This is a genomic window from Burkholderia sp. PAMC 26561, from assembly GCF_001557535.2.
Taxonomy (GTDB): domain Bacteria; phylum Pseudomonadota; class Gammaproteobacteria; order Burkholderiales; family Burkholderiaceae; genus Caballeronia.
In genome coordinates, this window is the sequence record NZ_CP014307.1 from 73,259 (window position 1) to 87,009 (window position 13,751).

Annotated in this window: 15 protein-coding genes; 14 read left to right on the plus strand and 1 reads right to left on the minus strand. The window is 59.3% G+C overall.

The annotated features are described in order from the left end of the window. Nucleotides 1–126: 126 nt before the first annotated feature. From AXG89_RS15935 to AXG89_RS15980, 10 genes are all read left to right on the plus strand, one after another. The gene (locus AXG89_RS15935; RefSeq protein WP_062170754.1) at nt 127–1,320 is read left to right on the plus strand and encodes a GAF domain-containing sensor histidine kinase; all 1,194 of its coding nucleotides are present in this window, start codon (nt 127–129) and stop codon (nt 1,318–1,320) included. A gap of 95 nt (nt 1,321–1,415) precedes the next feature. After that, nucleotides 1,416–2,207, plus strand: a complete 792-nt coding sequence (locus AXG89_RS15940) for an SDR family NAD(P)-dependent oxidoreductase (protein ID WP_062170756.1) — start codon at nt 1,416–1,418, stop codon at nt 2,205–2,207. Between the two features lie 69 nt (nt 2,208–2,276). Beyond that, nucleotides 2,277–2,495: a hypothetical protein gene (locus tag AXG89_RS15945; RefSeq protein ID WP_062172536.1), complete on the plus strand. Its 219-nt coding sequence runs from the start codon at nt 2,277–2,279 to the stop codon at nt 2,493–2,495. Then, nucleotides 2,489–2,854, plus strand: coding sequence for a type II toxin-antitoxin system VapC family toxin (locus AXG89_RS15950; RefSeq protein WP_062170758.1), 366 nt, complete (start codon nt 2,489–2,491; stop codon nt 2,852–2,854). Before AXG89_RS15945 ends, AXG89_RS15950 begins: the two co-directional genes overlap by 7 nt. Before the next feature lie 192 nt (nt 2,855–3,046). Next, nucleotides 3,047–4,426, plus strand: coding sequence for a GH1 family beta-glucosidase (locus AXG89_RS15955; RefSeq protein WP_062170760.1), 1,380 nt, complete (start codon nt 3,047–3,049; stop codon nt 4,424–4,426). A 70-nt stretch (nt 4,427–4,496) separates the two neighbouring features. Further along, nucleotides 4,497–5,732 carry an ABC transporter substrate-binding protein gene (locus tag AXG89_RS15960; RefSeq protein ID WP_062170761.1) on the plus strand — a complete coding sequence of 412 codons (1,236 nt, stop codon included), beginning with the start codon at nt 4,497–4,499 and terminating at the stop codon, nt 5,730–5,732. Next, nucleotides 5,732–6,676 (plus strand): carbohydrate ABC transporter permease, encoded by a 945-nt coding sequence (locus tag AXG89_RS15965; protein ID WP_062170763.1) that lies wholly within the window; start codon nt 5,732–5,734, stop codon nt 6,674–6,676. The genes AXG89_RS15960 and AXG89_RS15965 overlap by 1 nt, the downstream gene beginning before the upstream one ends. Further along, entirely contained in the window at nt 6,673–7,557 is an 885-nt protein-coding gene (locus AXG89_RS15970; protein WP_062170765.1) for a carbohydrate ABC transporter permease, read from the plus strand. The genes AXG89_RS15965 and AXG89_RS15970 overlap by 4 nt, the downstream gene beginning before the upstream one ends. A gap of 13 nt (nt 7,558–7,570) precedes the next feature. Beyond that, nucleotides 7,571–8,668, plus strand: a complete 1,098-nt coding sequence (locus AXG89_RS15975) for an ABC transporter ATP-binding protein (RefSeq protein ID WP_082771478.1) — start codon at nt 7,571–7,573, stop codon at nt 8,666–8,668. Between the two features lie 21 nt (nt 8,669–8,689). Continuing rightward, nucleotides 8,690–9,703: a LacI family DNA-binding transcriptional regulator gene (locus tag AXG89_RS15980; protein ID WP_075359024.1), complete on the plus strand. Its 1,014-nt coding sequence runs from the start codon at nt 8,690–8,692 to the stop codon at nt 9,701–9,703. Between the two features lie 5 nt (nt 9,704–9,708). Here AXG89_RS15980 and AXG89_RS15985 read toward each other — a convergent pair whose 3' ends face one another. Beyond that, nucleotides 9,709–10,461 carry a FadR/GntR family transcriptional regulator gene (locus AXG89_RS15985; protein WP_062170767.1) on the minus strand — a complete coding sequence of 251 codons (753 nt, stop codon included), beginning with the start codon at nt 10,459–10,461 and terminating at the stop codon, nt 9,709–9,711. A gap of 168 nt (nt 10,462–10,629) precedes the next feature. Here AXG89_RS15985 and AXG89_RS15990 point away from each other — a divergent pair, with 168 nt between their 5' ends. From AXG89_RS15990 to AXG89_RS16005, 4 genes are all read left to right on the plus strand, one after another. After that, nucleotides 10,630–11,451: an NAD-dependent epimerase/dehydratase family protein gene (locus tag AXG89_RS15990; protein WP_062170770.1), complete on the plus strand. Its 822-nt coding sequence runs from the start codon at nt 10,630–10,632 to the stop codon at nt 11,449–11,451. 130 nt (nt 11,452–11,581) lie between these two features. Further along, nucleotides 11,582–12,331 (plus strand): amino acid ABC transporter permease, encoded by a 750-nt coding sequence (locus AXG89_RS15995; RefSeq protein WP_062172538.1) that lies wholly within the window; start codon nt 11,582–11,584, stop codon nt 12,329–12,331. Beyond that, nucleotides 12,328–12,981, plus strand: a complete 654-nt coding sequence (locus AXG89_RS16000) for an amino acid ABC transporter permease (RefSeq protein ID WP_062002905.1) — start codon at nt 12,328–12,330, stop codon at nt 12,979–12,981. The genes AXG89_RS15995 and AXG89_RS16000 overlap by 4 nt, the downstream gene beginning before the upstream one ends. Then, entirely contained in the window at nt 12,965–13,693 is a 729-nt protein-coding gene (locus tag AXG89_RS16005) for an amino acid ABC transporter ATP-binding protein (protein ID WP_062170772.1), read from the plus strand. Before AXG89_RS16000 ends, AXG89_RS16005 begins: the two co-directional genes overlap by 17 nt. The last annotated feature ends 58 nt before the right edge of the window (nt 13,694–13,751 follow it).

Genomic DNA, 13,751 nt, shown 5'->3' on the forward strand with positions numbered 1-13,751 from the left:
ACTCGCAAAACGGTCAGATTGGCCCGACATGTTGTATCGTGCAGTACATGGTAATGTCGATTTTTCCGGAAACCCGAAGCCAAATTTTGAACCCCATGCAGCTCTTTATTACCTTGACGCGCGTCCATGAGTGATCGCGACGAAGATATCGCCCGCGACGTAGCTGCGGTGGCGCGCATCGGCGCAGTGCCATCCATGCTGAGCGTAATCTGTAAAAACACCGGTCTCGGATTCGCGGCGGTCGCGCGCGTCACCGAAGGAACCTGGACCGCGTGCGCCGTTCACGACACGATTCAATTCGGTCTCGTGGCGGGCGGCCAGCTCGACGTTCACACCACGCTTTGCAGCGAGTCGAGGGCTCTGCGCGCCCCGATCACGGTCGACCACGCGAGCACCGATCCGCTCTACCAGAACCACCATACGCCGCGTATCTATAACATCGAAAGTTATATCTCGGTGCCGATCATCCTGCCGAATGGTGAATATTTTGGCGACCTTTGTGCGATCGATCCGCGTCCGGCGGTGGTGTCGGACACCCGTACGCTCACCATGTTCACGCTCTTCGCCGAGCTGATTGCATTGCAGCTCGAGAGCGAAAAAGAGCGTTCGGCGACCGAAGCCGCGCTTCTCGACGAACGCGCGACCGCAGAGTTACGCGAGCAGTTCATCGCAGTGCTTGGTCACGATCTGCGCAACCCGCTGGCGGCTGTTGGCGCGACCGCAGAGTTGCTGGCGCGCCGTGACGACCCGGCTATTGTGTCGCTGGGGACGCGCCTGCGGGCAACGACCAAACGCATGTCGCGGCTGATCGACGACGTCCTCGACTTCGCGCGAGGTCGGCTTGGCGGCGGACTGGGCGTGGCGTTGTCTCCTGCCAGTGACATGTCCGATGCGCTTGCCGATGTCGTCGCGGAATTGCGCACGGCGAACCCCGGGCGCATTGTGCTGGAACATATCGACGTGGATGGCAGTATCGATTGCGACCGGGGCCGCGTGCAGCAGTTGTTGTCGAACCTGCTTGCCAACGCGCTGACTCATGGCGCGCCGGAACAGCCGGTGCACGTCGATGCTGCAATTCATACCGACGATCTGGTCATCAGCGTTGCGAACGGGGGCCATCCCATTGCGCTCGACGAACTCGCAAAGGTTTTCGAGCCGTACTGGCGGTCCTCGACCAGTCAGCCGAGCGGCGGCCTGGGCTTGGGGCTATACATCTGTTCGCAGATCGTCAAGGCACACGGCGGGACGCTTTCGGTGAGTTCGTCAACAGATGCGGGGACGCGTTTTGTCGCGCGGATTCCTGTGAAGTGCGCCGGATAAGGTTTTCCAGAGGCACCGTTTTTGCTGAATCCCTCGTGCTGCGCTGACGGACAGTCGCCACTGGCGAACGCGTTCATCGGGAACGGGAGAGCACCATGGATCTTGGTATCAACGGACGTATTGCGCTGATCACCGGCGCAGATTCGGGCATCGGTTTTAGCACCGCCGAGCAATTGCTGGCCGAAGGCGCCCAGGTCGTCATCACCGACAAAAATCAATCCTCACTCGACGAAGCCGCGCGAAAGCTCGGTCACGGTGTGCGCGCGTTCGCGGCCGACCTGACTGACCCGGCCGCGGTTGCATTGCTGAAAAAGCGCGTGCTCGGCGAAGTGGGCGTGCCGCAGATTCTCGTGAACGCTGCCGGCGTGACGGGGGCGACCGGGATGTTCCACGAGATCGATGAGCAAGGCTGGATCGATACGCTGAATACGGACCTGATGTCGCCGGTGCGCCTGGTGCGCGCTTTTATCGATGAAATGCGGGGGAGCGGGTGGGGGCGGATTGTGTTGCTCGCCTCCGAGGATGCCGTGCAGCCCTATGTGGACGAGCTGCCGTATTGCGCCGCCAAGGCGGGTGTACTGAGCCTCGCGAAAGGGTTGTCGAAAACGTATGCGAAGGAGGGCGTACTTGTGAACGCGGTGTCGCCGGCGTTCATTGCAACGCCCATGACCGACGCGATGATGGACAAGCGCGCAAAGGAAAACGGTACGAGTTTCGACGACGCCGTCAAAAGTTTCCTCGATGAAGAGCGCCCGTTCATGGAGTTGAAACGGCGCGGGAAAGCGGAGGAGGTGGCGGCGGTTGTTGTGTTCCTGTGCTCCGAGCGCGCGAGTTTTGTGAATGGCAGTAATTATCGGGTGGACTCGGGATCGGTGGCGACGATATGAAGCCGCATGCGCAACTTGCTACTCGGCGCAGGGTGATATATGATGTAGATATCATATATGGGAATGATCATGAGCCGAATTCTTGTTGACTTAACCGACATGCAGTTGAGCGATATAACGCAAATTGCTGAAGTGGACAAACGAGCGCGCGCTGCTGTTATTCGCGACGCGCTTGATTCGTACATTGCGCGGCGCAAGCCAGCTCTCGCTACGGACGTTTTCGGCCTATGGGAGAACACGAAAACGGATGGTTTGGCGTACCAAGAGAGGCTGCGGTCCGAATGGTGAACGCTTTATTCGACACTTGCATCCTCATTGACTATCTGAACCGGATCGACGCGGCCAAGACCGAAATGACCCGTTACGAGTCAAAAGCAATCAGCCTGATCACGTGGATGGAAATCATGGTTGGTGCTGCGCCTGACAGCGAGGAAAAGCTTCGTGCGTGGCTCAACACATTTCGTGTCATTGCCATCGACGAAAAGATCGCGGCGCGGGCGGTCGAGCTCCGTCAGAAACATCGTGTGAAACTTCCGGACGCGATCGTTTGGGCATCGGCACAAGCGCATTCGCTGCTGCTAGTCTCACGCAACACGAAAGATTTTTCGCCAGATCAACCTGGTGTGCGCGTGCCCTACGCTCTGTGATGTGAACGTTAATGTGGCTGATGCTGGCCGCGTTATTACCAACGACCTGCGCTGCTCACCCTCATCCGGACTCTTCCCCGCACTTCCCCCTCGCATCCATACAAACCCGGATTGTCCCTGTTTAATCGGCGCTGCTATCGTTCGCAAGCGCTTGTGGAAGCGCTTCCACTCCACCGATCTACAGGAGTTTCCGTGGCATCTGACGCATCCGTTATTTCCAGCGATCCGTTTTCCCCACCCGCCGATTCCGCCCTCTGGCGGCGAGATTTCCTCCTCGGCGCCGCGACTGCCTCGTACCAGATCGAAGGCGCCGTTGATGAAGACGGCCGGCTTCCATCGATCTGGGACACGTTTTCCGCCACGCCCGGCAAGGTGCTCGCCGGCGACACCGGCGCAGTGGCATGCGATCACTATCACCGTTGGGAAGCGGACCTCGATCTGCTGTCGGCGCTCAATGTCGACGGCTACAGGCTCTCGATTGCATGGCCGCGCGTGATGGACGAAGCGGGGCAGCCGAACCGGAAGGGCATCGATTTCTACAAGAAGCTGGTCGGGCGCCTGAAAGAGAAGGGGCTCAAGGTCTTCGTCACGCTGTATCACTGGGACCTGCCGCAGTATCTCGAAGATCGCGGCGGCTGGTTGAATCGCGACATTGTTTATCGGTTTGCGGAATACGCGGACTTGATGAGCCGCGAACTCAAGGGCCAGGTCGATGCATGGGCCACGCTCAACGAACCGTGGTGCTCCGCGTTCCTCGGCTACGGCAACGGCCATCATGCGCCGGGCCTGGCCAACGGCCGATACGCATGCCAGGCGATGCATCACTTGCTGCTCGCGCACGGCAAGGCCGTCGAGGTGCTGCGCGCAAACGATCCCGGCTCGCTGAAAGGGATCGTTGCGAACATGGGGAAAAGCTCGGCCGAAACTGACAGCGCTGCCGACAAACACGCCGCACACCTGTTCGAAGTCCAGCACAACGCCTGGGTGCTCGATCCGCTCTTGAAGAAGTCCTATCCGAAAGATCTGTTCGAACTGTGGCCCGGTACTGAACCGCTGGTCCTCGATGGCGACATGGATACCATTGGCGCACCGCTGGATTTCCTTGGCATCAACTACTACTTCCGCAGCAACGTAAAAAGCGATGGCGCGCATGGCTTCACCGAAGTGCCGTTGCAAGGTGTCGAGCGCACGCAAATGGGCTGGGAAGTCTATCCCGATGGACTGCGCGACCTGCTGATCGGATTCCACAAGACCTATCCGTCGTTGCCGCCAATCTACATCACGGAGAACGGCATGGCGTCGGATGACCAGGTGATCGATGGCCAGGTGAACGACGAGCAACGCATCTCGTTCCTGAAACGCCACCTCGCCGCCGTCGACAGCGCGATCAAGGCGGGGGTGGACGTGCGCGGTTATTTCATCTGGTCGCTGATGGATAACTTCGAGTGGGCCTTTGGTTACGAGCGTCGGTTCGGCGTGGTTCATGTGGACTACAAGACGCAGAAGCGCACGTTCAAACGCAGCGCCGAACTCGTCGCGAAGTTCCTCGAGGAGCGTAACGCCCGTGCGTAAGTAATCCTAAGCACAGCATCAATGCAGATTCCGTTGGACCACATGGGCGAGACAGCCCGGAGGAGACTCAATGAACCGCATGAAGAAGTTGGTTGTCAGCGTCATTGCGGCCGTCGCGGCCACGAGCGCGGCGCACGCCGATCCGTTGAAAGCCACCGTGATCCACTGGTGGACGTCAGGTGGCGAATCAGCCGCCATCAAGCAATTCGCCGATGCCTACAACAAGGCCGGCGGCCTGTGGGTTGACAACGCGGTGGCCGGCGCCGACCAGGCGCGCTCGACCGCGCTGAACCGCATCATGGGCGGGGATCCGCCGACGGCCGCCCAGTTCAATACATCAAAGCAATTCCACGACATCATCGATCAAGGCCTGCTGAACAACGTTGACGATGTCGCCGCCAAGGAGAACTGGGACAAGAACTTCCCGCCATCCATCATCGAGAGCATCAAGTCGAACGGTCACTACTACGCAGCGCCCGTCGACATCCATATGCCGGCATGGTTCTTCTATTCGAAGCCGGCGTTCCAGAAGGCCGGCATCACGAAAGAGCCCGCCACGTACGATGAATTCATCGCGGACCTCGACAAGCTGAAAGCAGCCGGCATCATCCCGCTTGCGCTGGGTGGTCAGGCCTGGCAGGAGAAGATCACTTTCGACGCCGTTTTCGCCGATGTCGGCGGCCCTGATCTGTATTTGAAGATCTATCGCGATCGCGATGTCAACGCGGTCAAATCCGATGCCTTCAAGAAAGTGCTGACGCAGTTCAAGCGCCTGCATAACTACATCGACCCGGGTTCGCCGGGACGCAACTGGAACGACGCAACGGCGCTGGTGATCTCGGGCAAGGCCGGTGTCCAGATCATGGGCGACTGGGCGAAGGGCGAGTTCGTCGCGGCGAAACAATCTGCAGGAAAGGACTTCGGCTGCTTCCCGGGCTTCGGTCCGCATTCGCCGTATCTGGTTGCAGGCGATGCATTCGTGTTCCCCAAGACCGACGATGCCAACGCGATCAAGGCGCAAAAGCTGCTTGCGACCGTGATGACATCGCCGGCTGCGCAGGTTGCGTTCAGCGCGAAGAAGGGATCGATTCCGATCCGTTCCGACATCGATGATTCGAGTCTCGACATGTGCGCAAAGATGGGTATTGCGATCATGAAGGACAAGTCGCGGCAACTGCCGAATCCGGAAATGCTGACGCCGCCGGATATCAATGGCGCGTTGCAGGACGTCATCACCAACTTCTGGAACAAGAACCAGTCGGTCGAGGACGCGCAGAAGGCCTTTGCAAGCGGGCTGAAAAGCTGATGGCCGTGACGCCCGCCGACAAAGCCCTGCACCCTGCCGCGAGGCACGCGAAGAAGAAACCGCTGAGGAAGCGGTTTCCCCTGGCTGCGTACATTGCGCTGGTGCCGCTTGCGTTGACCGTCGTGTTTGCGTACCTCGGAACGATGTTGTGGAGCTTGCGTACGTCCTTCACGAATTCGCGTACGTTCGCGTCCTCGAACTTCGCGGGCGTCTCGCAGTATGTGCGTCTGTTCAACAACGACCGGTGGATGCTGTCGCTGCAGAACATCGTGATCTATGGCGTGTTGTTTATCGTCATGTGTCTTGCGATCGGGTTGCTGCTGGCTGTGTTCATCGATCAGAAAGTGGTGGGCGAAGGCGCGTTGCGTACGGTGTTCCTGTATCCGTATGCCATGTCGTTCGTGGCGACCGGTCTTGTCTGGCAATGGATCCTGAATCCGCAACTCGGGATCCAGGAAGTGCTGCACCGGCTCGGTTTCACGCATGCGCGCTTTGACTGGATCGTCGACCAGGACAAGGTCGTCTATACGCTCGTGATCGCGACCGTATGGCAGGCCTCGGGGCTGGTGATGGCATTGCTGCTCGCGGGACTGCGCGGCATAGATGAAGAGATCTGGAAGGCCGCGCGTATCGACGGCATTCCGCGTTGGCGCGTCTATGTGAGCATTGTGATCCCGATGCTCGGTGCGTCCATTTCGACCGCGTTCATCCTGCTGTTCGTGATGGTGATCAAGCTCTACGATGCAGTCGTCGCCATGACGCAAGGCGGTCCCGGCACCGCGAGCGAAGTGCCCGCGAAGTTCATCATGGACTATCTGTTCGGACGGGCGAACCTGGGCCTTGCGTCGGCGGCGTCGATCGTTTTGCTGGTGACCGTGCTCGCGATTCTCGCGCCTGTTTTCTACGTTCGCAGCCGCGCGTTGCGGCTGAGGGATGCACGATGAATACACTACGTCCGCCTCTTCGACGCAAGCCGCGTTTCTCTCCGGCGCGGCTTGGCGTGTACGCGTTCCTGCTGACGTCTGCGTTGTTTTTCCTGCTGCCTTTGTACGTGATGCTCGTGACATCGGTCAAGCCGATGGCCGAAATTCGCATGGGCAACATCCTTGCATTCCCGGTTCGCTTCACGCTCGATGCATGGCGCGAAGCATGGCAGTCCGCATGTACCGGTCTTGATTGCCAGGGTATTCAAGTCGGCTTCTGGAACTCGGTTCGCATTGTTGTGCCGAGTACGATCCTGTCCATTCTCGTGGGCGCGGTAAACGGCTATGCGCTCTCATTCTGGAAGCCGCGCGGCGCAAGCACCTTGTTCGCGATCCTCCTGATGGGCGCGTTCATTCCTGTGCAAGTGATGGTTTATCCGCTGGTACGCGTGCTGGCAACCGTGCATCTGTTCAGCTCGTTGCCGGGTATCGTGCTGATTCATACGATCTTCGGCATGCCCGTCATGACGCTGCTATTCCGCAATTACTACGCAGCCTTGCCTCACGAATTGTTCCAGGCGGCGCGCGTGGATGGCGGCGGTTTCTGGCGCATCTTCCTGCAACTGATGGTGCCCATGTCCACGCCGATCATCGTGGTCGCGGTCATCATGCAGGTCACGGGCATCTGGAACGACTTCATCCTGGGGCTCGTCTTCGCGGGAACGAAGAACCTGCCTATGACCGTGCAGCTCAACAACATCATCAACACCACGACCGGCGAGCGCCTCTACAACGTCAACATGGCAGCGACCATTCTCACGTCCATGGTGCCGCTTGCCATCTACTTCGTCTCGGGTCGCTGGTTCGTCCGCGGCATTGCTTCCGGTGCGGTCAAGGGTTAGTCCAGGACGATCTATGTCTACAGTCATGTCTGCAGGAAAATCGAATGTTTCCATCCGCGATCTGGAGATCCAGCTCGGAGCCAATACGATCATCGAATCACTGGATCTGGAGGTCGAGCCAGGCGAATTCCTGGTGCTGCTCGGGCCGTCGGGTTGCGGCAAGTCGACCTTGCTTCACAGCATTGCTGGCTTGATCGATGTCAGCGGCGGCAGCATTGAAATCGGTGGCCAGGATATGACCTGGGCCGACCCGAAGGATCGTCGTATCGCCCTTGTTTTCCAGTCGTATGCGCTTTATCCGACCATGAACGTGGAGCGCAACTTGTCGTTCGGTTTGCGGATCGCAGGGACGCCAAAAGCGGAAATCGAACGGCGCGTCTCGCGTGCTTCGGAGATGCTGCAGCTTGGTCCGTTATTGAAGCGAAGGCCGGCTCAGTTGTCCGGCGGCCAGCGTCAACGCGTCGCGATCGGACGTGCGATCGTGCGTGAAGCAGATGTGTTTCTTTTCGACGAACCGCTCTCGAATCTCGACGCCAAATTGCGCACCGAACTCAGGCGCGAGCTCAAGCAACTGCACAAGCGTCTTGGCGCCACGATGATCTACGTCACGCACGATCAGGTCGAAGCCATGACGCTTGCGACCCGCATGGCCGTGATGCGCGGCGGCGTGATCCAGCAGATCGGCACGCCCGCGGAAGTCTACGCGCGCCCGAACAACCTGTTTGTCGCGACTTTCCTCGGCTCGCCGGGCATGAACTTGCTCAAGGGCGCGCTTCACTTCGATGCCGGCGGCATCCAGTTCCAGAACGATCACATGGACGTGGACGTGTCGTCGTACCCCTTCGTCAAAACGCCGCGCGAAAATCAGTCGTGTGTGCTCGGCGTGCGACCCGAGGACGTTTTGATCGATCCGGCGTTCGAACACAGGGGCACGGTGTCGCTCGTCGAACCCATGGGCAACCACCGGGTAATTTGGCTCGATTATCATGGCGCCCAAATCGCTTCCATCGCGCAGGAATCCGCGACGGCGGCAGTCGACGAAGTCACCGGTTTTTCCATTCAGAAGGAACGCATTTCCCTCTTCGATGAAACCGGCGGCGACCGGTTATAGCGCTTAAATCATGGAGTCATAGTGGCAACCCTGAAGGACGTCGCGGTTCTCGCCGGCGTGGGCATGTCCACGGCATCGCGGGCAATTTCCGGTCGCGGACCGGTCTCGGCCGATGCACTCGCACGCGTGCAGGCGGCGATCGCCGAACTCAACTTCCGGCCTTCGTCGATAGGGCGCGCGCTGTCCAAGCAGTCGCTCGGCATGATCGGTATTTTCGTGCCGTCGTTCCATGGTCCGTACTACGGCACGATCCTGAAGCAGACGGATACCGAGCTGCGCAAGGTCCACAGGCATGTGGTCGTGGCAACAGGCTACGGCGATGATTCCCCGCGCGACCAGGCAGTCGATGCCGTGCAGTTCCTGATCGGCCGCGATTGCGACGGCGTGGTGGTGACGAGTCACGATCTGCATGACGATGACCTCGTCAAGCTGCATCGCATGCATCCGAAGATGGTGTTTCTCAATCGCAACTTTGCGCAGATGCCGGAAGCGTCATTTTGTCCGGATCATCATCGCGGCGGGACGCTGGCGGCGAAGACGCTGGTCGAAGCCGGGCACAAGGAAATTGCGGTCATTTCAGGCCCGTTCATGGCCTTCGATAACCAGGCACGTCTAGCCGGATTTTTCGAAGAGCTGGCGCGCAGCGGCATTGAGCGCGGCGACGTGCAGATGATCGAGTCCGACTTCTCGCCTGAAGGCGGATATGAATCGGCGCGGTTGCTGATCGCGTCAACGAAGCGTTTCACGGGTTTGTTCTGCGCCAACGACACCATGGCGATCGGCGCATTGTCGTGCCTTCAGCAAGCGGGCATTTCGGTGCCGCGCGATGTGTCCGTAGTGGGTTACGACGATGACTACTCGGCCGCGTTTTCTGCGCCGGGTTTGACATCAGTACATATTCCAACGGCCGACCTCACGCAAAACGCAGTCCGGTGGCTGCTGAATGAATGCTACGGCACCGAGTACCCGATCTATCGCGAGTTTCCTGTGACGGTCACGCATCGTGCGTCGGTCGCGCCGCCGCTCAAACGCTGAACGCGTCAGCTATTTTCTTTCGCGCGGCGCAAACGCTCGCGGCTGTTGATCAGGTGAAAGCGCATCGCGGTACGCGCCGAATCGGCATCGCCACGTTCTATTGCATCGCAAATCTGCTCGTGCTCGCGGTTCACGCGCGTCAGGTATTCGGCGTACTGCACGGGCGGAATTTGCGTTCGTGTGATCCGCGTGCGCGGGATCATGTGCATGCCGAGGTGCTTCAGGATTTCCACGAAATAGCGATTGCCCGTAGCGTTCGCAATCGCGAGATGAAACCGGATATCGGGCGAAATGGTTTCAGTCGCTTTGCCTACGTTGTGCTCGAACTCGACCAACGCTCGCCGCATCTCGGCGATCTGGCTTTTATCGCGGCGCACAGCAGCGAGTCCCGCGCTTTCGGTCTCCAGGCTGATCCGGAGTTCAAGGACGGCGAGGGCGTCGATGGAACCCGCCAAGTCCTCGGGATCGAGCCGGAAGAGGGAGCGCGACTGCGCTTCGCATACGAAGGTGCCAATGCCATGTCGGGTTTCTACTAACCCCGCAGCCTGCAACTTGGATAAAGCCTCACGCACGACCGTTCGGCTCACGTTGAAACGCTGGACCATTTCCGCTTCGGTCGAAAGCCTGTCGCCCACGCGCAACTTGGCGGATTCGATCTGCGAACGGATTGCATCGACGAGTTCAGTTGTCAGACTTCGTCGCACGGCGGGCTGCCCCGATGGTTCGAACAGCGCATTGGGCGATCTGAGCACGGCCACCTCGATTGGGATAATGTTCTCGAATCGTTGACAAATACGGATGCGAGTGATTATATGCACGCTATAGTCATATGACAACGTACAATGAAATATGATTGAGGCGGCTGATTCAATCGCAACAGGAGTTCTTCAAGCTCCGCTCAGCCGCGCTAATGGAGACAGGCTCACATGGCCAACCAAGACAACATTCGTCCTTTTGATCGTCTGCTGCTGACCGGCGCTGCCGGCGGTGTCGGCAAGGTCATTCGCCCGCGTGTGGCGGCATTCGCAAAAACCATCAGGGTCTCGGATCTCGCGGCCGCGCTGCCGTCCGAAGCTGCGTCCAACGAAGAGGTCATCGCGTGCGATCTGGCGGACAAGCAAGCCGTCGATGCACTCGTCGAGGGCTGCGACGCCGTGATTCACCTCGGTGGGGTCTCAGTGGAAAGACCCTTCGAGGAAGTACTCGAAGCCAATATCAAGGGCGTCTACAACCTTTACGAAGCGGCGCGCAAGCACGGCGTGAAGCGCATCATTTTCGCCAGCTCGAATCATGTCACGGGGTTTTATCGGCAGGACGAGAAGATCGATACGCACGCGCTGCGCCGCCCCGATGGTTACTACGGTTTGTCGAAGTCATTCGGCGAGGACGTGGCGCAGTTCTACTTCGACCGCTATGGCATCGAGACGGTGAGCATTCGAATTGGATCGGCGTTTCCGGAACCGAAGGACCGCCGCATGATGGCGAGCTGGCTCAGCTACGACGACCTGCTCGACCTGCTGCAACGGAGCCTGTTCACCCCGGACGTGGGTCACACCGTCGTATATGGGATGTCCGACAACCGGGTCACATGGTGGGATAACCGCTATGCCGAGAAGCTAGGGTTCGTGCCGCAGGACTCGTCGGAACCCTTCCGCGCCAAAGTCGAAGCGCAGCCAGCTCCCGCACCCGGGAGCGCCGTGGCAATGCTGCAGGGCGGGGCGTTCACCACTACCGGACCGTTTGAATAAACCGGCGGGCCCGGGTGTTGTTGCAGTACGAAGATTCTGAGATACGCCGGGCGCAACAAAGCGAAGAGTGCAAGCGGGCGCGAGCAGCGTGCCAAAGCCCGCGTCCGTACTAACCAAAGACATTGCTGCGATGAATTTCCATCTCGATTTCAGTCCGTTGCTTCCCTACTGGCCGGTGTTCCTCAAAGGCGCCTGGCTCACTCTGAAGATGACAACGGTAGCGGTATTTTTCGGCGTGATTGTCGGCACGCTCGTCGCGTTCGCCAAGCGCGGCAAGAATCGGCCTCTGTCGCATGTGTGCTCGATTTATATCGAGGCCGTGCGCAACACGCCCTTTCTCGTACAAGTCTTCCTGCTGTATTTCGGGCTCGCGAGTTTCGGCGTGCGCATGCCGACGTTCACTGCAGCCGCGCTCGCGATGATCATCAACATCGGCGCTTATGCGGCCGAGATCATTCGCGCAGGGCTTGAATCGGTGCCGCGCGGCCAGCTCGAAGCGGCGGAATGCCTCGGGTTGTCGCGCTGGCGGATCGGCTGGCATGTGATGCTGCAGCCGTCCATCGAAAAGGTTTATCCGGCGCTTACCAGCCAGTTTCTGCTGATGATGCAAGCGTCCGCGATCGCGTCGCAAATTTCGGCTGAAGAACTGACAGCGACCGCGAACACCGTCCAGTCCGATACCTTCCGTTCGCTCGAGACGTACATTGTGGTGGCACTGCTTTATCTGGCGTTGTCGCTCTTGATCAAGCTTGCCGCGTGGGCCGTGGGCGAGGTCGCGTTCAAGCGCAAGCGGGTCATGCGCAAGGCCGCCGAGCGAGCAGGGAAGCCGGCGCCCGATCAAGGCCGCATCGATACCGTGATTCCCGGAGGTGCAGCATGAGCGGTGGCTTCACTTCGGCACATTTGTTCTATTTGGTACATTCGATCTGGTGGACCCTCGCGTTGTCCGCGCTTGCGTTCGTGCTGGGCAGCATCGGCGGCTTTGGCGTGATGCTCGCGCGCATCTCGAAGCGCCGCTGGCTGAGCCGTCCGGCGATGGTGTATATCGAGGCGATTCAGGGCATTCCGCTGCTGATCCTGCTGTTCATCGTCTACTTCGGGTTTTCGGTGTACGGCTTTGAAGTGCCTGCGCTGGTCGCGGCCGGCTTTGCGCTGATGGTATACACGAGCGCGTATCTCGGGGACATCTGGCGCGGATGTATCGACGCCATGCCAAAACCGCAATGGGAAGCCGCCGAGTGCCTGTCGCTCACGCGCTGGCAGACCCTGCGCCTCGTGATCATTCCGCAGGCGCTGCGTCTTGCATTGCCGCCTACGGTCGGTTTCCTGGTGCAGGTCATCAAGATGACATCGCTTGCATCGGTGATCGGTTTCGTCGAACTGACGCGTGCCGGCCAGATCATCAATAACTCGATCTTTCAGCCGTTCCTCGTATTCGGGCTGGTCGGGGTCTTCTATTTCGCGCTGTGTTATCCGCTCTCGCGCTGGAGTCAATCGATGGAGAAAAAGCTCAATGTCGGCAATCGTTAAGCTCGGGGACGTCTATAAGAGCTTCGGCTCGAACCAGGTGCTCAAGGGCGTTTCAATGGAAGTGGAGAAGGGCGAGATGATCGCCGTGATCGGCGCGAGCGGGTCGGGAAAGAGCACGGCGCTCAGGTGTATCGACAGGCTGGAAACGATCGATCGAGGCACCATTGAAGTGTGCGGGATTCGTGTCGATGACCCCAAGGTCGACCTGCATCAGTTGCGCCGTGAAGTGGGTATCGTGTTCCAGAGCTACAACCTCTTCGCGCATCTGACTGTTGAAGAAAACATCATGCTGGCGCTGCGCCACGTGAAGAAGATGAGCCGCGACGAAGCGCGCCGCGTTGCAATGGCCGTGCTCGAACAAGTGGGCCTGGGTCAGAAAGCCGATGCGTATCCGGAACAGCTTTCGGGTGGTCAGCAGCAGCGTGTTGCAATCGCGCGCTCGCTTGCAATGTCGCCGAAGGTCATGCTGTTCGACGAAGTGACGTCCGCGCTCGATCCGCAACTGACCGGCGAGGTGCTGCGCGTGATGGAGGATCTTGCGAAGGGCGGCATGACCATGCTGCTCGTCACGCACGAGATGGCGTTCGCGAAGCGCGTGGCTGACCGCATCATCTATATGCATCAGGGCAAGGTCTGGGAAGTCGGCGGCGGCGAAATGCTCGATGCACCCAAGACGCCCGAGTTGCGTACGTTCCTGAACAACGGCCTTTAGCCTCAAGCATTAAACACCTTTTGAACCGACCATAAAAATGGAGACTACTTTGAAAACA